Source organism: Loktanella salsilacus (assembly GCF_024206795.1).
GTDB lineage: Bacteria > Pseudomonadota > Alphaproteobacteria > Rhodobacterales > Rhodobacteraceae > Loktanella > Loktanella salsilacus.
Window position 1 is genome coordinate 1,910,725 of the sequence record NZ_CP072994.1, and the last position, 23,070, is coordinate 1,933,794.

At 62.9% G+C, this 23,070-nt stretch carries 24 protein-coding genes; 6 read left to right on the forward strand and 18 right to left on the reverse strand.

Annotation, left to right across the window (positions count from 1 at the left end; all coding sequences use genetic code 11):
• Positions 1-32 precede the first annotated feature (32 nt).
• The 13 genes from KBW81_RS09410 to KBW81_RS09470 form a co-directional block, all read right to left on the reverse strand.
• Positions 33-248, reverse strand: coding sequence for a DUF5337 domain-containing protein (locus KBW81_RS09410; RefSeq protein ID WP_090187299.1), 216 nt, complete (start codon positions 246-248; stop codon positions 33-35).
• Between the two features lie 3 nt (positions 249-251).
• The gene (locus tag KBW81_RS09415) at positions 252-1,064 is read right to left on the reverse strand and encodes an endonuclease (protein WP_254246981.1); all 813 of its coding nucleotides are present in this window, start codon (positions 1,062-1,064) and stop codon (positions 252-254) included.
• A gap of 139 nt (positions 1,065-1,203) precedes the next feature.
• On the reverse strand, positions 1,204-2,400 hold the full coding sequence (locus KBW81_RS09420; RefSeq protein WP_254246982.1) for an NADH-quinone oxidoreductase subunit E: 1,197 nt from the start codon (positions 2,398-2,400) through the stop codon (positions 1,204-1,206).
• A gap of 60 nt (positions 2,401-2,460) precedes the next feature.
• Positions 2,461-2,796: a hypothetical protein gene (locus KBW81_RS09425; protein ID WP_090187294.1), complete on the reverse strand. Its 336-nt coding sequence runs from the start codon at positions 2,794-2,796 to the stop codon at positions 2,461-2,463.
• Positions 2,793-4,031, reverse strand: a complete 1,239-nt coding sequence (locus KBW81_RS09430; RefSeq protein WP_090187291.1) for an NADH-quinone oxidoreductase subunit D — start codon at positions 4,029-4,031, stop codon at positions 2,793-2,795. Before KBW81_RS09430 ends, KBW81_RS09425 begins: the two co-directional genes overlap by 4 nt.
• Entirely contained in the window at positions 4,028-4,660 is a 633-nt protein-coding gene (locus tag KBW81_RS09435; RefSeq protein ID WP_090187289.1) for an NADH-quinone oxidoreductase subunit C, read from the reverse strand. The genes KBW81_RS09430 and KBW81_RS09435 overlap by 4 nt, the downstream gene beginning before the upstream one ends.
• 9 nt (positions 4,661-4,669) lie before the next feature.
• Entirely contained in the window at positions 4,670-5,200 is a 531-nt protein-coding gene (locus tag KBW81_RS09440) for a NuoB/complex I 20 kDa subunit family protein (RefSeq protein WP_175499207.1), read from the reverse strand.
• Complete coding sequence (locus KBW81_RS09445; RefSeq protein ID WP_090187287.1) at positions 5,191-5,556, reverse strand: NADH-quinone oxidoreductase subunit A; 366 nt, start codon at positions 5,554-5,556, stop codon at positions 5,191-5,193. Before KBW81_RS09445 ends, KBW81_RS09440 begins: the two co-directional genes overlap by 10 nt.
• Before the next feature lie 136 nt (positions 5,557-5,692).
• Positions 5,693-7,612, reverse strand: coding sequence for an acetyl/propionyl/methylcrotonyl-CoA carboxylase subunit alpha (locus KBW81_RS09450; protein WP_254246983.1), 1,920 nt, complete (start codon positions 7,610-7,612; stop codon positions 5,693-5,695).
• Positions 7,613-7,657: 45 nt separating this feature from the next.
• Entirely contained in the window at positions 7,658-9,217 is a 1,560-nt protein-coding gene (locus KBW81_RS09455; RefSeq protein ID WP_302059168.1) for a carboxyl transferase domain-containing protein, read from the reverse strand.
• Positions 9,214-9,708 (reverse strand): lysozyme inhibitor LprI family protein, encoded by a 495-nt coding sequence (locus KBW81_RS09460; protein WP_254246984.1) that lies wholly within the window; start codon positions 9,706-9,708, stop codon positions 9,214-9,216. Before KBW81_RS09460 ends, KBW81_RS09455 begins: the two co-directional genes overlap by 4 nt.
• 14 nt (positions 9,709-9,722) lie before the next feature.
• A complete protein-coding gene (locus tag KBW81_RS09465) occupies positions 9,723-10,007 on the reverse strand; it encodes a hypothetical protein (RefSeq protein ID WP_254246985.1) in 285 nt (94 codons plus the stop codon).
• Positions 10,004-11,167 (reverse strand): isovaleryl-CoA dehydrogenase, encoded by a 1,164-nt coding sequence (locus KBW81_RS09470; RefSeq protein ID WP_090187276.1) that lies wholly within the window; start codon positions 11,165-11,167, stop codon positions 10,004-10,006. Before KBW81_RS09470 ends, KBW81_RS09465 begins: the two co-directional genes overlap by 4 nt.
• A gap of 102 nt (positions 11,168-11,269) precedes the next feature.
• On the opposite strand from KBW81_RS09470, the gene KBW81_RS09475 reads away from it, so the two are divergent.
• The gene (locus KBW81_RS09475; RefSeq protein WP_090187275.1) at positions 11,270-11,728 is read left to right on the forward strand and encodes a CreA family protein; all 459 of its coding nucleotides are present in this window, start codon (positions 11,270-11,272) and stop codon (positions 11,726-11,728) included.
• Between the two features lie 184 nt (positions 11,729-11,912).
• Here KBW81_RS09475 and KBW81_RS09480 read toward each other — a convergent pair whose 3' ends face one another.
• Genes KBW81_RS09480 through KBW81_RS09490 form a run of 3 tightly spaced genes read right to left on the reverse strand, consistent with a single transcriptional unit; the run spans position 11,913 to position 14,321 of the window.
• Positions 11,913-12,428, reverse strand: coding sequence for a hypothetical protein (locus tag KBW81_RS09480; RefSeq protein ID WP_090187273.1), 516 nt, complete (start codon positions 12,426-12,428; stop codon positions 11,913-11,915).
• Positions 12,425-13,618 carry a DegT/DnrJ/EryC1/StrS family aminotransferase gene (locus KBW81_RS09485; RefSeq protein ID WP_254246986.1) on the reverse strand — a complete coding sequence of 398 codons (1,194 nt, stop codon included), beginning with the start codon at positions 13,616-13,618 and terminating at the stop codon, positions 12,425-12,427. Before KBW81_RS09485 ends, KBW81_RS09480 begins: the two co-directional genes overlap by 4 nt.
• A gap of 40 nt (positions 13,619-13,658) precedes the next feature.
• The gene (locus tag KBW81_RS09490; RefSeq protein WP_254246987.1) at positions 13,659-14,321 is read right to left on the reverse strand and encodes an HAD-IA family hydrolase; all 663 of its coding nucleotides are present in this window, start codon (positions 14,319-14,321) and stop codon (positions 13,659-13,661) included.
• 129 nt (positions 14,322-14,450) lie between these two features.
• Here KBW81_RS09490 and glmU point away from each other — a divergent pair, with 129 nt between their 5' ends.
• Positions 14,451-15,800 carry a bifunctional UDP-N-acetylglucosamine diphosphorylase/glucosamine-1-phosphate N-acetyltransferase GlmU gene (glmU, locus tag KBW81_RS09495; RefSeq protein WP_254246988.1) on the forward strand — a complete coding sequence of 450 codons (1,350 nt, stop codon included), beginning with the start codon at positions 14,451-14,453 and terminating at the stop codon, positions 15,798-15,800.
• A 4-nt stretch (positions 15,801-15,804) separates the two neighbouring features.
• The gene (gene glmS / locus KBW81_RS09500; protein WP_254246989.1) at positions 15,805-17,628 is read left to right on the forward strand and encodes a glutamine--fructose-6-phosphate transaminase (isomerizing); all 1,824 of its coding nucleotides are present in this window, start codon (positions 15,805-15,807) and stop codon (positions 17,626-17,628) included.
• Positions 17,629-17,789: 161 nt separating this feature from the next.
• Here the strand turns inward: glmS and KBW81_RS09505 are convergent, their stop codons facing one another.
• Positions 17,790-18,272 carry a D-galactarate dehydratase gene (locus KBW81_RS09505; protein WP_245754155.1) on the reverse strand — a complete coding sequence of 161 codons (483 nt, stop codon included), beginning with the start codon at positions 18,270-18,272 and terminating at the stop codon, positions 17,790-17,792.
• An 87-nt stretch (positions 18,273-18,359) separates the two neighbouring features.
• On the opposite strand from KBW81_RS09505, the gene moaA reads away from it, so the two are divergent.
• From moaA to KBW81_RS09520, 3 genes are read left to right on the forward strand one after another with little or no spacing between them, the layout of a single operon-like run.
• Positions 18,360-19,364 (forward strand): GTP 3',8-cyclase MoaA, encoded by a 1,005-nt coding sequence (moaA, locus tag KBW81_RS09510; RefSeq protein WP_254246990.1) that lies wholly within the window; start codon positions 18,360-18,362, stop codon positions 19,362-19,364.
• A 1-nt stretch (position 19,365) separates the two neighbouring features.
• Entirely contained in the window at positions 19,366-20,646 is a 1,281-nt protein-coding gene (locus KBW81_RS09515; protein WP_254246991.1) for a 3-deoxy-D-manno-octulosonic acid transferase, read from the forward strand.
• Entirely contained in the window at positions 20,643-21,710 is a 1,068-nt protein-coding gene (locus KBW81_RS09520) for a glycosyltransferase family 4 protein (protein ID WP_254246992.1), read from the forward strand. The genes KBW81_RS09515 and KBW81_RS09520 overlap by 4 nt, the downstream gene beginning before the upstream one ends.
• Before the next feature lie 147 nt (positions 21,711-21,857).
• Here the strand turns inward: KBW81_RS09520 and KBW81_RS09525 are convergent, their stop codons facing one another.
• On the reverse strand, positions 21,858-23,021 hold the full coding sequence (locus KBW81_RS09525; RefSeq protein WP_254246993.1) for a M20 aminoacylase family protein: 1,164 nt from the start codon (positions 23,019-23,021) through the stop codon (positions 21,858-21,860).
• Positions 23,022-23,070: the final 49 nt, after the last annotated feature.

Genomic DNA, 23,070 nt, shown 5'->3' on the forward strand with positions numbered 1-23,070 from the left:
TGTAACAGCGGCGCAAAGCGGCGCGGCACAAATCAATTACGGGTCTTCTGCCAGATTTTCAGCGTGACAGCCAGTGACCAAATGAACGCAGCCATCGACACCAGATACATCAAAATTTCATACTTCGGCGCAATTCCAGTCTGCGCCACAATCCAAGGGGCCAGCATCGCCAGCACCCCGGCCAACGCGATCACGACAGCGGCGATGCGCCCCTGCCGTGCCGTGTTATCATCATGTCTATGCGTCATAATTTAGTAAACGCCGCCTTTTCCAACCTTAGAAGAAAACTCAATTCCGCCGCCGGACGCAAGAACCTGCGCCTGCGCGATCCATGTATCGCGGCTGACGCGGCCTTTGAACCCTTTCAGGTTCTGGTCCATCCAAGCGACCTCTGTTTCGGACCAGCTTGCAATCTGGTCGAAATGATAAACGCCCATCTCGTGCAGCAAGGTTTCCAGTTTCGGGCCGACACCTTTGATTTCTTTCAGATTATCAGCGCCGCCATCGCGCGGGGCAGTCAACATCTCAGGCTTGATCGACGGACCCGCTGTCGCTTCTGCGTCGGGCAAAGCCTGCGCCTCTGACGCGCCTTCCGCACCCGGGTGGGCCACCGGGGCCGCATCGGCGTCCGGCATGGCGTCCACGGCAGAGGCACCTTCATATTTCCAGCTGCCCTTACGGCTGGCCAGTTCGTCTTGCCCAGCAAGGCGGGCTGAAGGTTTCAAAACGGACCCGGTGTCCGCGGCAGGGGCCGCCGTCTCAACGTTGCCGCCCTGCCCCGCATCAACGACTGGGGCAGCAACCGGATCAGTCGCGACAGGGCTGGCTGCAACAGGACTGGCAACAGGCGCAGCAACAGCGGCTGGATCCTGCGTCACAGCCGCATCATCGCCGCGTCCCATCAGCCAAAGGATTACCGCGACGATCAGGCCAATGATCAGCCCCGTCATCACAGCCCCGGGAAATCCGAAACGCAGCAGCAGATAGCATAAGGCCGCGACCACAAGTCCCGTGATCGCGGCAATTTTCAGGATGCGCTTTTCGCGTGTAACGGTGTTGTTCATCTGTCCCTCCGTGCGGCGGTCTGGCAGGACCGACGTCAGTTTAATTTCGGACAGCCTGCACGTGGCACGGACAGCCCCCCAAGGGGAATGTTAGCCACTTTTTCACCACTCACAAAGATTATCGTGCAAATCAGGCAGATTAGGCGCCAACAAGGCCCTTTGCCTGATTGACCCAGTCTTCGCGCTCGATCCGGCCTTTGAACTTCAGACGGCTATCGACCCAAGCAATTTCTGCCGGTGTCCAATTCGCAATCTGGTCAAAATGCCAAAAGCCAAGCTCTTGCAGGATGCCTTCGATCTTGGGGCCAACACCATTGATTCGCTTTAGATCATCGCCCTTGCCGCCACGCGGCTCGGTCAGTGTCAGCGGCTTTTCCTCAGCGACAGGTTCCACGGCGACGCCGCTCTCGGCCTTAACCGCAGTCTTCGCGGCGGGCGCAACGCTGCCCTCTTTCGGCTTACCCTTGCGCTGAACGCCAGCGGCTTCGCCCTCTGCCTCTGCCACACCGTCAGAGGAATCGCCGCGATCACGCGGGGCTTCTGCCTCGCTTGCCGTGCGGCCGCCTTGGGTCCCATCGGGGCCAGCGGGCGGCATCATGTCGTCGCGGACGGGCTTGCCGCCCGTCTTGGACAGGTTCCACGGCGTCAGCAGCGGCACTTCGGTGCCGTCGATCCGCTTGATCGTGTCGCCAATATCCACGGCCAGTTGGGCGCTGGCGTTGTACTGATGCTTACCGCTTTCGTGGTCCTTCAAGCTGGTCAGGCCAGACTTCGGCTCAGAGCCATAGCGGCCATTTTGCGGGCCGGGCACGGGGACGCGGCCAGCGGCCATCTCGTCGATGATCTCGGCCAGTTTCTCGGCGGTCAGGTCCTCGTAGTAATCCTTGCCGATCTGGGCCATCGGCGCGTTGGCGCAGGACCCAAGGCATTCGACCTCTTCCCACGAAAACTTGCCGTCGGCGGACAGCTGATGCGCTTTTGGCGCGATCTTGTCCTTGCAAACGCTGATCAAGTCTTCGGCGTTGCAGATCATGCAGGACAGCGTGCCGCAGACCTGAATATGTGCAACGGAACCAACGGGTTGCAGCTGGAACATAAAGTAGAATGTCGCGACCTCTAGGACGCGAATGTATTCCATGCCCAGCAGGCGCGCGACGTATTCAATCGCGGGCCGTGTCAGCCAGCCATGCTGTTCCTGCGCACGCCACAGCAGCGGGATAACCGCGCTGGCCTGACGCCCTTCGGGGAACTTCGTCATCTGGCCTTCTGCCCAGGCCAAGTTGGCTGGAGTGAACTCAAAGCTCTCGGGCTGGTCGTGGTAAAGGCGTCGCAGCATATCAGGGTCTTCCGGTCTACTCAGGCACCGCCGCCGTCATGGCGGGGCGCGTCATTGGGGTCAGATGCAGCGGTCGCTGGTCACACGGATTGCACCGTCGCCAGAGGTTTCCACCCGGCCTTCGGCCTGCAGTTGCGGCGTCAGCTGAACCAGTTCTTCGCGGCTGATCGTCGCCTGCGTCAGAACGGCACCGACATTGTCGGCCGTCAAGGCGCAGCCATTGGATTCAATCGCGCCAACAAGGCGTTCTTTCGCGGTCAGCACGGCAGGCTGCGGCGTGGCGACAGGCACCGGGTTCGCGGGCAGGTTGTTGCCAAGCGGACGAATGCCCGTGCCACTGCTGGCGCAAGCGGCCAGCGACAATACGGCGACGGCGGAAGCGATACGTGCGATCATCGGTCAATCTCTCCGAAAACGACGTCCATGGTGCCGATAATGGCGGCCACGTCAGCCAGTTGGTGCCCAGTGGCAATGTAGTCCATCGCCTGCAAATGCAGATAGCCCGGCGCGCGGATCTTGGCGCGGTATGGCTTGTTGCTGCCGTCAGCGACCAGATAGACGCCGAATTCACCCTTCGGTGCCTCGACCGCGGCGTAAACCTCGCCTGCTGGCACGTGAAAGCCTTCGGTATAAAGCTTGAAGTGGTGGATCAGGCTTTCCATGTCGGTCTTCATCGCGTGGCGCGTCGGCGGGGTCATCTTACCGCGGGCCATGATGTCACCCTTTTCATGGCGAAGCTTTTCGCAAGCTTGGCGCATGATGTGGATCGACTGGCGCATCTCTTCCATGCGGACGAGGTAGCGATCATAGCAGTCGCCGTTCTTGCCCACGGGGATCTGGAATTCAAACTCGTCATAGCACTCGTATGGCTGCGCCCGGCGCAAATCCCATGCCAGACCAGAGCCACGGACCATCACGCCGGAAAAGCCCCAGTCCTGAATGTCTTGCTCGGTCACGACGCCGATGTCAGCGTTACGCTGCTTGAAAATGCGGTTTTCCGTCAGCAGACCGTCGATGTCGGCCAGCACCTTGGGGAATTCCACACACCACGCGTCGATATCCTCGACCAACTGGTCGGGCAGATCCTGATGCACACCGCCGGGGCGGAAGTAGGCCGCGTGCAGACGGGCACCGCAGGCGCGCTCATAAAACACCATCAGCTTTTCGCGCTCTTCAAAGCCCCACAGCGGCGGGGTCAGCGCGCCAACGTCCATCGCCTGCGTGGTCACGTTCAGCAGGTGCGACAGGATGCGGCCAATTTCGGAATACAAAACGCGGATAAGCTGCGCACGGCGCGGCACTTCGGTCTTGGTCAGACGCTCGATGGCAAGGCACCAAGCGTGTTCCTGATTCATCGGGGCCACATAATCCAGCCGGTCGAAATACGGAAGGTTCTGCAGGTAAGTCCGCGATTCCATCAGCTTTTCAGTGCCGCGGTGCAGCAGGCCGATATGCGGATCGCACCGCTCTACAATCTCGCCGTCAAGCTCTAGCACCAGACGCAAAACGCCGTGCGCTGCAGGGTGTTGCGGGCCGAAGTTGATGTTGAAGTTCCGGATCTTCTGCTCGCCCGTACGCGCGTCCGTGGACCCGTCGTCATAGGTGTTCACGCGAATATCGCCGTCCATCATTTCGCTGCTCCCTTGGAGACATGGCCATCCGGCGCAACCTTGTCGTCGCCGGGCAGAATATACTCGGCACCTTCCCAAGGCGACATAAAGTCGAACTGGCGGTATTCCTGAACAAGGCTCACCGGCTCATAGACAACGCGCTTTTGCACTTCGTCATAGCGCACTTCGGTATAACCCGTCGTCGGGAAATCCTTGCGCAGCGGGTGGCCGCGAAAGCCGTAGTCGGTCAGCAGACGGCGCAGGTCCGGGTGGCCGGAAAACAGGATACCGAACATGTCGAACACTTCGCGCTCGAACCAGTTGGCGGACGGGTGCACGGTGATGATCGACGGCACCATCTCGTCCTCGCGGACGTCGACTTTCAGCCGGATGCGCTGGTTCTGGTACATCGACAAGAAGTGATACACGACCTCGAACCGCTTGGGCCGCTGGGGGTGATCCACAGCCGTGATATCAACCAGCGACGAAAACCGGCAGGCCGCATCCGTTTTCAAAAACTCGACAAAGCCCACAATGTTGGACAGCGCGACGGTCACGGTCAGCTCGTCATGGGCAACAGCCCACCCCAGCACGCAATCGTGGCGCTTCAATTCCAGATGCTGGCCAAGTTCGTTCAAAGCGTCAGACATAAGATCCCCTTAGCGGACGATGTTGCCGGTGCGGCGGATTTTACGTTGCAGCTGCAGGATGCCATACAGCAACGCCTCTGCCGTCGGAGGGCAGCCTGGCACATAGATGTCAACCGGCACGATCCGGTCACAGCCACGCACCACGGAGTAGCTGTAGTGGTAATAGCCGCCGCCATTCGCACAGGACCCCATGCTGATCACATAGCGCGGCTCTGGCATCTGGTCGTACACTTTGCGCAGCGCCGGGGCCATCTTGTTGGTCAGCGTGCCTGCCACGATCATCAGGTCAGACTGACGCGGGGATGCGCGCGGCGCGGTGCCAAAGCGTTCCAAGTCATAACGTGGCATGGACGTGTGCATCATCTCGACCGCGCAGCAGGCCAGACCAAAGGTCATCCAGTGCAGCGATCCGGTGCGCGCCCAGTTCACGATGTCAGCGGTGGACGTGACAAGGAAACCCTTGTCGGTCAATTCGCGGTTCAGCGCTTGCGTTGCAACCTCGCGGTCGGGTCCGACTTGCGTCCCGGTCATCACTCCCATTCGAGAGCTCCCTTCTTCCACTCATAAGCAAAGCCTGCGGTCAGCACGGCCAAGAAAACCATCATCGACCAGAAACCGGTCATCGAAATGTCTTGGAACGCGACGGCCCAAGGAAACAGAAACGCGACCTCTAGGTCGAAAATGATGAACAGGATCGACACGAGGTAGAATCGCACATCAAATTTCATCCGCGCATCATCGAATGCGTTAAAGCCGCATTCATAAGCTGACACCTTTTCAGGGTCGGGATTGCGCACAGCAAGCAGGGCAGCTGCCAGTATCAGAATAAGGCCTAACGCAATGGCAAGGCCCAGAAAAATCATGATCGGCAGGTATTCGTTCAGCATCGATTCCAAGGGGTGATCCTTTTCCCGTGGCACCCGGTAGCGAACGGCCGGGCGCGGCTGGGGTCACACTTAAACCCGTGCCCCGGCAGGGTCAACCAACCCGCCGCCTGCCGCTCCGCTTTGTCGCGGGGGTCAGGTGCGGGGTTTAGGCGGCATCCTCGGGTGCCAGTGTCACCAGCGTGACGCCTGCCTTGACCTGATCGCCCGCCGTCACCGCGACCTGCGCCACGATTCCGCTGCGCGGCGCGCGCAGGACGTGTTCCATTTTCATCGCCTCTAGCACGACCATGCGGTCGCCTTCTGCGACGCTTTGCCCTTCGGTCACGGCCACCGCCGCCACCAGCCCCGGCATTGGCGACAGCACAACATCGCCCCCCGGCCCCGCACCGCCCCGCGCCAGCGGATCGGGCAGATCCAGCGTGAACGGGTCCGCCCCAAACACGGTCACCGCCGCGCCGTGCCGCAAGGCGCGCGGCATCAACGCGCCATCCGCCCGCCAGTTGGGCCCGGCCCGCCGCAACTGCACGATCTGATCGCCCACCTGCACGTCCCAGCCGCCCTGCGCCGCTGTGACCAATACGCTTTCTTCGCCGACCAGCACCCGCTGCGGCGCGCCCTGCCACAGGGCAAAGCCTTGCCACGGCGCATCGCGGTCCAACCCCGCCGCAATCAACGCGGCATAGGCCAGCCTTTGCGCGCCCGGCACGGCGGGTGCCGCCAATTCCGGCATCCGCCCAATCAGCCCGGTATCCATCGTACCCGCCACAAAATCCGGCGCAGCAGCTAGCCGCTGCAAGAACCCAAGGTTCGTCACCGTCCCCGCCACCTGCGTCTGCGCGAGGGCCGTGGACAGCGCCGTCAGCGCCGCCCCCCGGTCCGGGCCGTGCACCGTAATCTTGGCAATCATCGGATCATACCAAGGAGAGATTTCGCTACCCGCCGCAACGCCGCTATCAATGCGCGCCTGCGCCGGAAAGTGCAGCGCAGCCAAGGTGCCCGTCGCAGGCAAGAACCCAGCTGGCACATCCTCTGCATAAAGCCGCGCCTCGAACGCGTGGCCGGTGATCTGCAACTGATCCTGCCGCAGCGGCAAAGCCTGCCCCGATGCGACGCGCAGCTGCCAGTCCACCAGATCAACGCCAGTAATAGCCTCTGTCACCGGATGTTCGACCTGAAGGCGCGTGTTCATTTCCATGAACCAAAAGCCGTCAGTGCGCAGGCCGTTCTTGCCGTCGACGATGAATTCGATCGTGCCCGCGCCACTATAACCAATCGCCCGCGCCGCCTTGACCGCCGCGTCGCCCATCGCGGCGCGCACTGCGTCCGTCATGCCCGGCGCTGGCGCTTCCTCGATCACCTTCTGATGCCGCCGCTGCAAGGAACAGTCACGCTCGAACAGATGCACCGCGTCCGTGCCGTCGCCAAAGACCTGCACCTCGATATGCCGGGGCTGCTGGATATACTTTTCGATCAGCACATCGGCGTTGCCAAAGGCGGTCCGCGCCTCGGCCTTGGCGCTGTCTAGTGCATCCGCGAAATCCGCCGCCGCCTCGACCAGACGCATACCTTTGCCGCCGCCGCCCGCCACGGCCTTGATCAGGACCGGATAGCCGATCTTGCCCGCCTCAGCGGCCAGCACATCGGCGCTTTGATCCGCGCCAAGGTATCCGGGCACCACCGGCACCCCCGCCTTGTCCATCAAGGCCTTGGCCGCGTCTTTCAGCCCCATCTTGCGGATCGCATCCGCCGACGGGCCGATAAACACCAGCCCAGCAGCCGTGACCGCATCCACGAACCCCGGATTTTCCGACAGAAAACCGTAACCAGGATGGATGCCCTGCGCGCCCGTATCCAGCGCCGCCTGCACAATCAGATCGCCGCGCAAATAGCTGTCCGCCACCGGCGCAGGCCCAAGGCGCACCGCCTCGTCCGCCATGCGCACATGCAGCGCATCCGCATCGGCGTCGGAATAGACCGCCACCGTGGCCACGCCCAGCTTTTGGCAAGAGCGGATGATCCGGCAGGCAATCTCGCCCCGGTTCGCAATCAGAACCTTGTTAAACATCGCACATCCCCCCGTGCAGGCGCGTCATGTCCCCTGCGAAAATCATCACATCCGGAACACGCCAAAGCGTGTCTCCTCGATGAGCGCATTGCAGCTGGCCGCAAGGCTCAAGGCCAGCACCGCCCGGCTTTGACGCGGGTCAATCACCCCGTCATCCCAAAGCCGCGCAGACGCATAAAGCGGATCGCTCTGCTCAGCGAACTGGTCCAGCACTGGCTGCTTGAAGGCAGCCTCTTCTTCGGCCGACCACGCCTCGCCGCGCCGCTCCATCCCGTCACGCTTTACCGTCGCCAGCACGCCCGCCGCCTGTTCGCCGCCCATTACAGCGGTGCGCGACGTGGGCCACGTCCACATGAAGTCCGGGCTGTAAGCCCTTCCTGCCATGCCATAATTTCCCGCGCCGTAGCTGCCGCCGACCACCATAGTGATCTTGGGCACCTTGGTCGTCGCAACAGCCGTGACCATCTTGGCCCCATGCCGCGCGATCCCCTCGTTCTCGTACTCGCGCCCGACCATAAAGCCGGTGATGTTCTGCAAAAAGATCAACGGGATCCGGCGTTGAGAGCACAGTTCAACAAAATGCGCCCCCTTTTGCGCCGCCTGACTGAACAGCACCCCGTTATTCGCCACAATCCCGCAGGGCCAGCCGTCAATATGCGCAAATCCCGTCACCAGCGTCTCGCCAAAACGGGCCTTGAATTCGTCAAAGCGCGAGCCGTCGACGATCCGGCGAATAACCTCGCGGATATCATAGGGCGTGCGCAAATCCGCCGGGATCACGTCGAACAGGCTATCCGGATCAACTGCAGGAGCTTCGCTTTGCAACCGCTTGATATCGCCCGTATTCCGAGCAGAGATCGAGGCAACCGCCTGCCGCGCCAAAGCCAGCGCATGGGCGTCATCCTCGGCCAGATAATCCGCCACGCCAGACAGGCGCGTATGCACATCGCCGCCGCCCAATTCCTCAGCTGACACCACTTCGCCCGTCGCGGCCTTGACCAAGGGCGGCCCCGCAAGGAAGATCGTTCCCTGTTCCTTCACGATGATCGACACATCGGCCATTGCAGGCACATAAGCACCGCCCGCCGTGCAGGACCCCATGACCACTGCGATCTGCGCAATCCCCGCCGCCGACATATTCGCCTGATTGTAGAAAATCCGGCCAAAGTGGTCGCGGTCGGGAAACACCTCGTCCTGATTGGGCAGGTTCGCCCCGCCGCTGTCCACCAGATAGACGCAAGGCAACCCGCAGCGCGCCGCAACCTCTTGGGCGCGCAGGTGTTTTTTCACGCTGACCGGGTAATAGGTGCCGCCCTTTACGGTCGCATCATTGCACACGACCATGACCTGCACGCCGCTGACCCAGCCGATCCCCGCGATCACACCGGCCCCCGGCGCGTCGCCGCCATACATGCCATGCGCCGCCGTCACGCCGATTTCCAGCCAGCTTGATCCCGGATCAAGCAGGTTTGCGACCCGTTCACGCGGCAGCATCTTGCCGCGACTGACATGCCGCTCGCGCGCCCGCGCGCCCCCGCCCGCCATCGCCGTGGCGGCCGCTTGCGCCACGCGGTCCAGCGCCTCCATGTGCGCGGCGCGGCTCATGGCCGGTCCATATCGCGCAAATCCAGCGCACGGCTGGCGGTCATCGTCATTTCGCAATTCGCTGCCACAACACCTCTGATGGTCCCGCCCTCCCAGACTTTGTAACGCAAGCCGCAATCGGCATCGCGGTATGCGATCCACGCTCTTTGCGCATCGCGCAGCGCGATCTTCAGCTCTTCATTCGTCACCGCGCCACCAGCCCAGCCGCGGGCGCTGAAATTGCGCTGAAGCCGCGTGTATTCCTCGTTCAGCATGTCATCCCAAACCGCCGTCTCTGCCATGATGCATTCCGTCATCCCGATGGTCGTGCTGCCCCCATCCTGATCTTGGCAGGCGTTTGCAGCAGCCCCAAGGCAGTCCGGATAAATCGCACCAATGGGCGTATCCGCAAAGCAGGCCAGCACATCGCCCCGGTCAACTCCCAAGTCCTGTGCCATTGCTGGCAGCGCGTGTAACGCTGCAATCACAACGGCATATCGACCGATCTTCATGTTCAAGACTCCTGTTATGCTTGCGGCCCAGACCGCTCGAACACTTCGCCACGGCTCCCCATGACATAGGAAAACTCACGCCCATCCGGCGCGTGGCACACCACGATCATCCGCGCATCCGGATGCGCCGTCGCCGCACAATCTGTCCTCTGCGCACCTGGCCCCGCCTCTGCCAGATACCGCGCCGCGGCCTGTTCGATGATCGCCGTGTCATCCAATGGCTGCCCCAGCCGCAGCCCCAGATACCCGGTCAGCACAACCAGCGCGGCCAGCGGCGCGAATAGGCGCCAGCGGGTCATCCCACCGCGGCCATCAGCTCGCGCCCCACCAGCATCCGGCGGATTTCGCTGGTGCCGGCCCCGATCTCCATCAGTTTGGCGTCTCGGAACAGCCGGGCGACGGGCGCGTCGGCCATAAAGCCCGCCCCGCCCAGCGCCTGCACGGCCTGATGGGCCTGCTTCATCGCCTCTTCGGACGCGTACAAACAACAGGCCGCCGCGTCCGCCCGCGTGACCGTGCCCCGGTCGCAGGCGCGCGCGACCTCGTAGACATAGGCGCGGGCAGAGTTCATCGCGGTGTACATATCGGCGATCTTGCCCTGCATCAGCTGGAACGACCCAATCGGCTGGCCGAACTGCTTGCGCTGCGCAAGGTAAGGCATCACCTCGTCCAGACAGGCAGCCATGATCCCCAGACCAATGCCCGCCAGCACCACCCGCTCGTAATCCAACCCCGACATCAACACGCGAACACCCTTGCCCTCTTCGCCAAGGACGTTTTCAAAGGGCACCTCGACATCGTCAAACACCAGCTCTGCCGTGTTCGATCCGCGCATCCCCAGCTTGTCGAAATGGGCGCTGGTGCTGAACCCCTTCATCTCTTTCTCGATCAGGAACGCCGTAATCCCCTTGGACCCCGCCGCCTTATCCGTCTTGGCATAGACCACCAGCGTATCCGCATCCGGCCCGTTGGTGATCCAGTATTTCGTCCCCGACAAACGGTAATGATCGTTGCGCTTCTCGGCAGCCAGCGACATCGACACCACGTCGGATCCAGCGCCCGCCTCGCTCATCGCCAGCGCGCCGACATGTTCGCCGCTGACAAGACGCGGCAGATACTTGGCCTTTTGCGCGTCGGTTCCATTCAGTTTGATCTGATTGACGCATAGGTTCGAATGCGCCCCGTAAGACAGCGACACCGACGCACTGGCCCGCGCGATTTCCTCGACCGCGACGGTATGCGCCAAATAGCTCATCCCCGCGCCGCCGTATTGCTCTGGCACCGTGACACCCAGCAGCCCCATCTCGCCCAGCTCGCGCCACAGCGTCGGGGGAAAGGCGTTTTCGCGGTCAATCGTCGCCGCCATCGGCTTTATCCGGTCCTGCGCCCAAGCATGCACCATATCGCGCAACGCATTAGCATCTTCACCCAGATCGAACGTCATAGAGCCGTGGAACATTGCCGCGCATCCTTTATTGAACACTTGTTCAATTGTTAGGCCATGCCCCGCGCGCAGGTCAAGCCTCTTGCATCATCCCCTGCGCAAACTACATCGCATGTCATGAAACATATCCCCGCGCTCGCGACCGCCCTCACCCTGATGACGCAACCTGCCTTCGCCGATGTGGTTGGCAAAGTCGGCGTGGACTGGGTCGGCAATGATATCGTGATAGAGGCTGTCTCAGACCCCAAGGTGCAGGGCGTGACCTGCCATCTGGCTTATTTCGACCGCTCGATCATCGACCGGCTGTCCAATGGCAACTGGTTCGAAGACCCCTCGAACTCCTCCATCTCTTGCCGCCAGACTGGACCCATCGTGCTTGGCAATATTGACCGCAGTGCCGACGGCGAAAACGTCTTTAGCGAACGCCAGTCGATCATCCTCAAATCCATTAAGATCAAGCGTATCTTCGACGAGGCGAACAATACCCTGATCTACCTCGCCCATGCCAACGAGCTCACCCAAGGCTCGGCCAAAATGTCGATCAGCACCGTCCCCCTCTACACGCCCAGCGAATAACCCAGCCAAACGCCCGCTCCCGCCTGTCTTCGCTTTTTCAAAAAATACTCCCCCCGAAGGGGATCAGACCCGAGCCCAATGCACGTCGCCCAGCGCGGCCCATACAGCCTCGCGCGAAAATCCACCCGCATTCACCTTGCCAGATAAACTCCCGCCGGAGGCATCCAGCCGCGCCGAAAAAACCTCACTTCACCCCGTAGGCGCTCAGATCAAGCCTGCGAAAATTCTCGTGCTCACCTTTGGTCAGCGGATACCGCCGCAGCATGGCGTCGTTCTCGGTATGCACGCGGGCACCCCAGTCGCTGCGCAGATGGGTCATCAAGCGGATATGCCCGTCGATCCATGTCCCCCGCGAATAGTCGTCGCTGCCTATCAACCCCTCCAATGCACCGGGCCACCATTTACGCAGCGCTTTCAGCCAGCTGGGGGCGGTGTCCGTGCGGGTGCGGCGCTCTTCGGCCATGGCGATCAGGCGCATGTCGCGGCGCAGGATGCGGAATAGCAACTCGTGCCCATCCACAGTCTCGCGCGACCGCTCCATGCCGTCATCATCCACGATCAGATCAAAGAACGGCCCCTCGCCCTCAATATGCGGTGTGCCGTCGCCGCGCGGGGTGCGGTCGATGGTATAGCCGGGAAAGGGGCGGTTGATCCGGCCCAGCGCCTCGCGAATGGCCGCTTCGACTTCAGTGACCCTCATGGTGTCCCCCGCACTTGCATGACGACATCGCGGATGATCCGGGCGATCAGCGCGCAATCCTCCAAGGAAAACGTAAGCGGCAGGCGCATATCCAGCAGCCCTGCCAATATTCGGTCCGTCGCGGGCAGCGGCAGTGTGTCCGCATAGCGCCAGCTGTCATAGCGCGAGGTAAAGCCCGCAGGCTCTGCCGCGCCAAACCATTTAAGCGCAACGCCCCGCGCAGCGCAGCCGTCCACCACGGCGATCACATCGGGCGCGGCCCAATCCAGCAGCAGAAATTGAAACGACGACGCCACGAACTGCTCTTTCGCGCACCGCACAGGCAGCGTCAGTCCCGGCACATCCGCCAGCCCCCGCGCCAGCCGCGCATAGCGGTCATTCCAGCGCCCCGCTTGCCGCGTCAGCACCTTCAATTGCGGGCGCAGGATTGCCGCGCGCAGATTATCCATCCGGCCAGAGATATTGGGCACGTCATACCGCAGCCCCGCGAACACCTCGGCCGGGGGCGCGGCGCGGTGGTGGTCATACAGCATATAGCTCCCCGACAGCAGCACGGCGCGGGCCATCGCCTCTGCATCATCGCTGATCAGCAAGCCGCCTTCGCCTGCGTTGATGTGCTTATAGGTTTGCGTGGAAAAGCAGCCCATCTTGCCAAAGCGACCCGTGGGCGTGCCGTTCCAGCGCGCACCCATCGTATGGGCGCAATCCTCGATCACCGTTACGCCAGCCGCATCACACAGCGCCATCAGCGCATCCATGTCGCAGATATGCCCGCGCATATGGCTCAGCAGCAGCACGCGGGCGCTCTCCAGCTTGACGGCCAGATCATCCATGTCAATCACCAGCGCCTCGGTCACGCCGACGAACACTGGCACGGCCCCCACCCCGGCAATCGCGCCGGGTACCGGGGCCAGCGTAAAGGCATTGGTCAGCACAGGCTCGCCCGGCACGACACCGCAGGCGCGCAAGGCGCAGCCCAGCGCGTAACCGCCCGATGCCACCGCCAGCGCATAAGCCGACCCGGTGCTGGCGGCAAAGTCTTCCTCGAGCCGCGCAGTTTCAGACACCTCGCCCTCTGCCACGTTGTATCGGTGCAGGCGGCCATGGCGCAAAACGACCTCTGCTGCCGCGATGGACGCCTCTGGCAGCGGTTCTTGCTGCGTGAAATTGCCGGTAAAGACCTCTGACATAAGGTTAACCTTCGCGCCGGGCTCTGGCGGCGTCAATGGCTTACCCGATCAGCCTGCGCACAACCTCCCCTAGGTCATCGTAATGATCCAGCAGCGCGTCGGGCATCAAAGCGGCCATATCCTCGCCCGCGGGACCGAAGGTCACCAGCACGGACGGCACGCCAGCGGCGCGGGCGGTCTTGGAATCCGTCTCGGTATCGCCCACCAGCAAACAGCGCGTGGTATCACCGCCTGCGCGGCGCACGGTTTCGAACAGATGCTCTGGATCGGGTTTGCGCACGGGCAGCGTGTCGGACCCCAGCATGGCGTGGAAATGGTCCAGCACGCCCAGCGCGGTCAGCAGCTGGATCGCCAGCGCCTCTGGCTTATTCGTGCAGATCGCCACGCGGTAACCTGCGTCCACCAAGCCGTTAATCGCGGTGATCGCACCGTCATACAGATAGGTATGGGTGCTGATCGCCTGCCCGTAGTAGTTCAGCAGCGGCTGATACTGCGCATCCACCACATCCTCGTCCGGCACACCGGCGCGTTCCAGCCCTAGCCGCAGCATCGCCTTGGCCCCGCGCACGGCGGTCTTTTGGTCCAGCACCGCGTCCAGCTGATCGCCCAAACCCAAATCGCGAAAACAGGCGTTCGCGGCGGCAATCAAATCGCCGCTTGTATTGGCAAGGGTGCCATCCAGATCAAAAACCACTGTGCGCATGTCGTAAATCCCTGTGTCACCCCGCGCCCACTGTTACGATCCGTAAACCTTCGTGACGCCCGCCTCCCTTGTATCGGCAGGCGGAATGGATACAACCCACGCCAAAGACGACATGATAAAGGCAGGCATATGAACACGGCATTAATCGTCCTTGCAGCGGGCAAGGGCACGCGGATGCAGTCCGACCTGCCCAAGGTGCTTCACCCCCTTGCCGGTGCCCCCCTGCTGATCCACGCGTTGCAGTCAGGCGGCACGCTAGACCCGGACCGCACCGTTGTCGTCACCGGACATGGCGGCGATCAGGTGACACGCGCGGCGCAATCCTTTGATGACCGCATCACCTGCGTGCAGCAGACCGAACAGCTTGGCACCGCCCATGCTGTGGCCCAAGCCCGCCCCGCGCTGGACGGCTTTAGCGGCAACGCGGTCGTGCTGTACGGCGACACCCCGTTCATCAGCCCCGACACGCTGGATTCGATGATCACCGCCCGCGCCAAACATGACGTCGTGGTGCTGGGCTTTCACGCCGCCGATCCGGGCCGCTATGGCCGCCTTGTGATGGACGGCGACACGCTGGCCGCGATCACCGAATACAAGGACGCAGACGAGGCGACCCGCGCGATCACCCTGTGCAACTCCGGCGTCATCTGCGCCGATGCGGATACACTGTTCTCGCTCATCGACGCGGTCGGCAACGACAACGCCTCGGGCGAATACTACCTGACCGATATCGTCGGCCTTGCCCGCGCACGGGGCCTGTCCGCTGGCGTGGTCACCTGCGACGAGTCTGAGACGCTCGGCATTAACTCTCGCGCAGAGCTTGCCGCGGCAGAGCAGCAATACCAGCGCCGCGCCCGCAGCAATGCCATCGCCGACGGCGTCACCATGCCTGCGCCCGATACGGTGATCTTTGCCCATGACACCTATATCGGTGCCGATGCGCTGATCGAGCCCTACGTCGTCTTCGCCCCCGGCGTGACGGTCGAATCCGGCGCGGTCATTCGCGCGTTTTCCCACCTCGAAGGCTGCCACGTGAGCCAAGGCGCCGTCGTCGGCCCCTACGCCCGCCTGCGCCCCGGCGCGGAACTGGCCGAAGGCGCGAAGGTCGGCAACTTCGTGGAAATCAAGAACGCCTTGATCGACACCGGGGCCAAGGTCAGCCACCTCACCTATATCGGCGACGCGCAGATCGGCGCTGGTGCCAATATCGGCGCAGGCACCGTGACCTGCAATTACGACGGCTACTTTAAGCATCAGACCGTGATCGGCGCTGGCGCTTTCATCGGCTCGTCCACCATGCTGGTTGCCCCCGTCACCGTCGGCGCTGGCGCGATGACCGGCTCCGGCTCTGTCATTACCCGCGACGTCGCCCCCGGCGATCTGGCCCTTGGCCGCGCGCCCCAAGTCAACAAGGTGGGCCTCGCTGCGCGCCTGATGGATAAACTCAAGGCCCTCAAGGCCGCCACAAAGAAAGGCTGACCCCATGTGCGGTATTGTCGGAGTCCTGTCGAACCACGAAGCTGCCCCCATTTTGGTGGATGCGCTGAAGCGCCTTGAATATCGCGGCTATGACAGCGCCGGGATCGCCACGATCCATGAAAACACGCTGGACCGCCGCCGGGCCATCGGCAAGCTCGTCAACCTGCAAGACCTGCTGGTGCATGATCCCCTTGCGGGCAAATCCGGCATTGGCCACACCCGCTGGGCCACCCACGGCGTGCCCTCTGTCACCAATGCGCATCCGCACCGCGCAGGCCGCGTCGCCGTCGTGCACAACGGCATCATCGAAAACTTCCGCGAACTTCGCGCCTTTCTGGCCGACAACGGCATCGGCTATGAGACCGACACCGACACGGAAACCGTCGCCCTTCTAGCACAATATCACCTTGATCAAGGGCAATCCCCCCGCGAGGCGGCCGCAGCGACCATCGCCCAGCTGCACGGTGCCTATGCGCTGTGCTTTTTGTTCGACGGTGAAGACGACCTGCTGATCGCCGCCCGCAAAGGCAGCCCGCTGGCGATCGGCCACGGGGACGGCGAAAACTTCGTCGGCTCTGACGCCATCGCGCTGGCCCCAATGACTGACACGATCACCTATCTGGACGAAGGCGACTGGGCCATCGTGACCCGTACCAGCATTGAGATCCGCAATGCCGCTGGCGAACAAGTTAGCCGCCCGCGCAAAAAGATCGAGACAGGCTCTGCCGCCGTCGACAAGTCCGGCTACAAGCACTTCATGGCCAAGGAAATCGCCGAGCAGCCCACCGTGCTGCAAGGGGCCCTCTCCCATTACATCAACGCCGCTGGCACCGAAGTTACCTTGCCCGAGCCCGGCATCGACTTTGCACAGGTCGAGCGTCTGACGCTGGTCGCCTGCGGCACGGCCTTCTACGCCTGTATGGTCGCGAAATACTGGTTCGAACAGATCGCGCGCATCCCGGTGGAAATCGACGTCGCGTCCGAATTCCGCTACCGCGAACCGCCTGTCACCCGCGGCACCGTGGCGCTGTTCGTCAGCCAATCCGGCGAAACCGCCGACACCCTTGCTGCCCTGCGCTACATGGTGGGCAAGGCGGACCGGATCCTGTCCGTCGTGAACGTGCCCGAGTCGTCCATTGCGCGCGAAAGCGATCTGGCCCTGCCAATCTTGGCTGGCATCGAAGTCGGCGTCGCTTCGACCAAGGCCTTCACCTGCCAGCTGACCACGCTGGCGCTGCTGGTCCTGAAGGCCGCCGCTGACCGGGGCGAGATTGACGAAGATACCCTTGCCAAGCGCCTGACCGACCTGCGCCACCTGCCCGGCATCATGAACGCCGCGCTGAATATCGAAGCCGCGACTCAGGCGCTGGCGCAAGAACTGTCAGAGGCCCGCGATATCCTGTTTCTGGGCCGCGGCGCGATGTACCCTCTCGCCCATGAGGGCGCGCTGAAGCTCAAGGAAATCAGCTATATCCACGCTGAAGCCTATGCATCAGGCGAGCTGAAACACGGCCCCATCGCGCTTGTCGACCCTGCCGTACCCGTCATCGTGATGGCCCCGACCGACGCGCTTTTCGACAAAACCGTGTCGAACATGCAAGAGGTCATGGCCCGCGGCGGGAAAGTGCTTCTGATCACCGACGCCGAAGGTGCGCGCACCGCGTCAGAGGGCGTGTGGAAAACCCTGATCCTGCCCGATGTGCCCGACTTCCTCGCGCCCATCCTTTATGCCATCCCGGCGCAACTGCTGGCCTATCACACCGCCATCGCCAAAGGCACGGATGTAGACCAGCCACGTAACTTGGCGAAATCCGTCACGGTGGAGTAAAACAAACGGCCGGACCCACGACAGAGCCGGCAACCGCCCGGCGGAACCCCGTCCACCCTTCTTCTGGTCAAAAATACCTTGGGGTCCGGGGCAAAGCCCCGAAAGGGGTGGCGGGCGGGGCCCGCCAGCCACCTTACTGCGCGCAAATTACTGCGCTTAAATTACTGGGCGTAAACCGTAACTTCCGCGATGTCCGTCAGGGGAATGTCCAGCAACCGCATCGCCGCCAGCGAAATCTGACTGCCAGACCCGGCAGCCCCGCCAGAGGGGCGCAGTTCAACATTCGCGTCTTTGCCGTTGTAGGACACCCGTCCCATCACCAAGGCCTTAACCAACGGCGTCTTCATCCAGATGCCCGGCTCTGCGGGCGGGCCAAGCGTTGCTTGCGTGGTGCCTAGCGCAGATACCGGCGCATCCACCTTAACGTCCAAAGCCTCGGCCTTGTCAGCGGCGCTCGTTGTGTCGAACTGATCGACAGTGCGCGCGGCGGCGGGCGGGCGCGGCGGCGGTGTGGGGTCTAGCGTCGGCGCAGGTGTGGCGACTGCATTCACTGGCGCAGCAGCGGGGGCTGTTGCGGCGGCGGGGACCATCATCGCCTCACAGGCGGACAGGGCGAAGGCGGGGATCAATAACAGGATTCTCATGGGCCTCACGCTATGACCCGTGCACAAAACTGACAAGTGCCCGCCTTGTCCTTGCGCAGACATGCGCGCAGCCCTAGGTTCATGTTTATGAATGCACCATTGATAGACCCTTTCGCCCGCGCGATCCGTTATCTGCGCGTCTCTGTGACGGACCGTTGCGATTTTCGCTGCGTCTATTGCATGTCGGAAAACATGACCTTTTTACCCAAAAAGGAGCTGCTGACGCTGGAAGAGCTGGATCGCATGTGTTCCGCCTTCGTCCGTCTTGGCGTTGAAAAGCTGCGCATCACCGGCGGCGAGCCTTTGGTGCGCCGCGAGATCATGACCTTTTTCCGCGCCATGTCCCGGCATCTGGAAAGCGGCGCTCTCAAAGAGTTGACGCTGACGACCAACGGCAGCCAGCTGGAACGCTTTGCCGCCGACCTTTACGCCGCTGGCGTGCGCCGGGTGAATGTCTCGCTCGATACGCTGGACGAGGATAAGTTCGCCCGCGTCACCCGCTGGGGCCGTCTGCCGCAGGTCCTGCGCGGCATCGACGCGGCCCAAGCTGCTGGTCTGCGCGTCAAGATCAACGCCGTCGCGCTGAAGGACTTCAACGAGGACGAGCTGTTCACCATGACCGAATGGGCCGCGTCCCGCGACATCGACATGACCTTTATCGAGGTGATGCCCATGGGCGATATCGGCAACGAGGATCGCATCGGCCAGTTCTGGTCCCTCAAAGACCTGCGTGCAGAGCTGGCGGGTCAGTATACCGTGACGGACCTGCCCGATAACTCCGGCGGCCCGGCCCGCTATGTGCGGCTTGAGGAAACCGGTCAAAAGATCGGCTTTATCACGCCAATGACCCATAACTTCTGCGAATCCTGCAACCGCGTCCGCATCACCTGCACTGGCGAGATCTATACCTGTCTGGGGCAAGAGGGTCACTCTGACCTGCGCGGTCCGCTGCGGTCATCCGAATCCGATACCGTGCTGGATGATGCCATCCGCGGCGCCATTGCGCTGAAACCCAAGGGCCACGATTTCGACTATTCCCGCCAAACGGTCGATGGCCAAGTCAGTCGCCACATGAGCCACACTGGCGGCTGACGTGACACGCCCGCCCATGGCCTTGCGCGTCTACGGGCGGGTTGCGAATGTCGCAGCGCCGTTGCTGTTTCGCCGCATCCGCGACCGCCTGATCGCCCACGGCACCGCCCCGGCGCGCACGCGCGAACGGCTGGGCCATGCCACGCTGCCGCGCCCTGCCGGGCGGCTGATCTGGTTTCACGGTGCCTCTGTTGGCGAAAGCCTCTCTGCCCTGCCGGTGATTGCAGCGCTGCTGGACCAGCCGGACGCGCCGACAATCCTTGTGACATCGGGCACCGCCACCAGCGCGCAAATCTTGGCGCAGCGCTTGCCGCAGGGGTGCATTCACCAGTTTGCCCCCTTGGACAGCGCCGCCGCCTTGCGCCGGTTTAATGCCCATTGGCAGCCCGATCTGCTGGTGCTGATGGAATCCGAAATCTGGCCTCAGATGATCGCCACCGCCCCTTGCCCGGTTGTGCTGCTGAATGCCCGCCTGTCGCCGCGCGCGCTGGCGCGTTGGCAGAAACTCGGGGCCTCGGCAGGTTGGCTGCTGGGGCAGCTCACGTTGATCATCGCCCAGACAGAGGCTGTCGCGACAGGCCTGCGCAGCCTTGGCGTCACGCCGGGCCGCATCCGCACCGGCGCGAACCTGAAGGCCGCCGCAGCGCCGCCATCCGCCGACCCTCATACCTTCGCGCAGATGAACAGCGCCCTGGGCCCCCGCCCCCGTTGGCTTGCCGCATCCACCCACGCGGGCGAAGAAACCTTGCTGCTGGACGTTCACAAAGCATTGCTGGCCACATCACCTGACCTGTGCCTAATCCTAGCCCCGCGCCACCCCGACCGCGCGGACCGCATCGCCCAGTTGATCGCGGACGCAGGCCTGACCCTGACCCGCCGCAGTGACGGGGACACCCCCACCGCGCAGGTCTATCTGGCCGACACACTTGGAGAGATGGGGCTGTGGTACCGCACCGCGCCCCTGACCTTCATTGGCGGATCGCTCACCCCCAACGGCGGCCATAACCCGTGGGAGGCCGCCCCCTTGGGCACCGCCCTGCTGACGGGGGCAAACCTGAACAATTGCGCCGCTGACTGGCACATGCTGGCAGAGGCGCGCGGTGCCACCTCGGGCCTGACGCCGCAGCAGCTGACGGACGCCCTACGCACGATGCTGAACGATCCTCAGATCGCCCGCGACATGGCATCCAATGCCGCTGCCTGCGCCGCCGCCCAAAAGGGCGACCTTGCCCGTATCGCCGCAGAATTGACCGCCCTGCTGCCCGCAAAGGATACCGCATGATCCGTGATCCGAATACGATCTGTGTGATCGCGCCGAACCTGAAACGCAGGCTTTCTGGCGTAACCTCCACCGTGCTGCGCCTCGTGCCCTTGCAGTCGCGCGATATTGCCATTGCCGCGACCGGCCCAGTTCTGCCCGCCAGCGTGCCGCAAATCCCGCTGCGCCGCCTGCTGACGATGTCCCGCCAAGGCCCCGGCGGCGGCCCCCGCGTCTGGCACGCCCGCCGTAATATCGAAATGATCGCGGGCCTTGGCCTGAAACACCTGCTGCGCAAAGACTTGCAACTGATGTTCACCTCCGCCTCGCAGCGGCAGCACACCGGCCTGACCCGCTGGTTGATCGGCCAGATGGACGCCGTCGTTGCCACCTCTGCTTTGACGCAAGCCTACCTGAAGGTGCCAAGCACCGTGATCCACCACGGCATCGACACAGACACCTTCGCCCCCAGCGCGGACAAAGCAGCCCTGCGCGCGCGCCTTGGCCTGCCGCAAGATGCCCTGCTGATCGGTTGCTACGGCCGCATTCGCGAATCCAAAGGCACCGACATCTTTGTCGAGGCGATGCTCGACGCCCTTCCCCGACATCCGAACGCGGTCGGTCTTGTCATGGGCCGCGCCGTGGGCCGCGACACCCCATTCTTGCAAGCCTTGCGCGACCGCGTCCAAGGCCACAAGCTGGCAGACCGCCTGCGTTTCCTGCCCGAAGTCCCCGCTGACGCCACCGCCCCCTGGTATGCCGCCCTTGACCTTTACGTCGCGCCGCAACGCCACGAAGGCTTTGGCCTGACCCCACTCGAAGCCATGGCCTGCGGCGTGCCTTCCATCGCGACCCGCACAGGGGCTTTCGCTGAAATCGTAGGCGAGGGCGTCACAGGCACCGTCATCCCCACTGACGACACTCCCGCGCTGATCACCGCGCTAGATGACGTGCTGTCCGACCCCGCAAGCCTGACGCGCTGGCAAGCCGCCTGCCGCCCCCGCGCCGAGGATGGCTTTCGCATCGACGATGAAGCCCAATCGCTGATCGCGATCTATCGCAAGCTTCTCAGCAGCAGCACTGATTGAACCAGGTAACTGGGGGCTGTCTGCCCCCAGACCCCCGAAGGTATTTTCAACCAGAAGAAGGGCGGCCCCGCCGACGCGAAACCGCCCCCCTCACTGTTTTACAAATATCCCCGCCGGAGGCTTGCCCTGCAGCGCAGGGCAAATCCCTTAAGCCGCAGGCATCCGCTTTTCGACAATCTCGGCCCACCAGCTGCAGCCGGCCGGAATCACATCGTCGTTAAAATTGTATTCGGGGTGGTGCACGCTGGCCCCGTCGCCGTTGCCGACCAAGATGTAGGCCCCCGGACGCTCTTCAAGCATAAAGGCAAAGTCCTCGCCGCCCATCACCAAAGGTGCCTCAGCGCAATCGCCCGATACGCTGCGGGCGATGTCTGCTGCAAACTCTGTCTGCTCTGGGCTGTTGACCATGACGGGGTAGCCTTTGATGTAGTTCACATCGGCCTTTGCGCCAAAGGCACTTGCGGTGCCTTCTGCCAAGGCTTTTAGCCGGGTTTCGGCCAAGGCGCGCATGTCTTTGGACATCGTGCGCACGGTGCCCTTTAGCATGACCCGCTGGGCGATCACGTTAAACGCCTTGGAGGAGCTTTCGATACTGGTCACAGACACCACAACCTGATCGGTCGGATCGGCGTTGCGGGACGCGATGGATTGCAGGGCGACGACGACGTGGGACGCGATCAGCGTGCTGTCGATGGTTTCCTGCGGCTTGGCCGCGTGGCCGCCCTTGCCCTCGACGGTGATTTCAAACTGATCGGTCGCGGCGAAAAACGCGCCTGTCCGGATGCCGAAGGTGCCCAGCGGCATGCCGGGCCAGTTATGCATGCCGTAAACCTCGTCAATGTTCCAGCGGTCCATCATGCCGTCGTCGCACATTTCCTTGCCGCCGCCGCCGCCTTCTTCGGCGGGCTGAAAGATCACGACGACTGTGCCGTCGAAATTGCGCGTTTCCGCCAGATATTGCGCTGCGCCCATCAGCATGGCCGTGTGGCCGTCGTGGCCGCAGGCGTGCATCGCGCCGGGGGTTTTGCTGGCATAGGGCAGCCCCGTTGCCTCGAGGATCGGCAGCGCGTCCATGTCGGCGCGCAGGCCGATGACGCGGCCTTTGGTGTCGGTCTTGCCCTTGATCACGCCCACCACGCCGGTGCGGCCGATGCCGGTCACGACCTCTTCGCAGCCAATCGCGGTTAGGTGGTCAGCGACGACTTTGGCAGTGCGATGCGTTTCAAACAGGATTTCGGGGTGTTCGTGCAGATCGCGGCGGATTGCGGTGATATCGGGCAGAAGTTCGGCAAAGCGGTTCTTAACGGGCATTTAAGCTCTCCATTCTAGACATCGTCAAAGCGCCGCCAGTGCGGCAGCG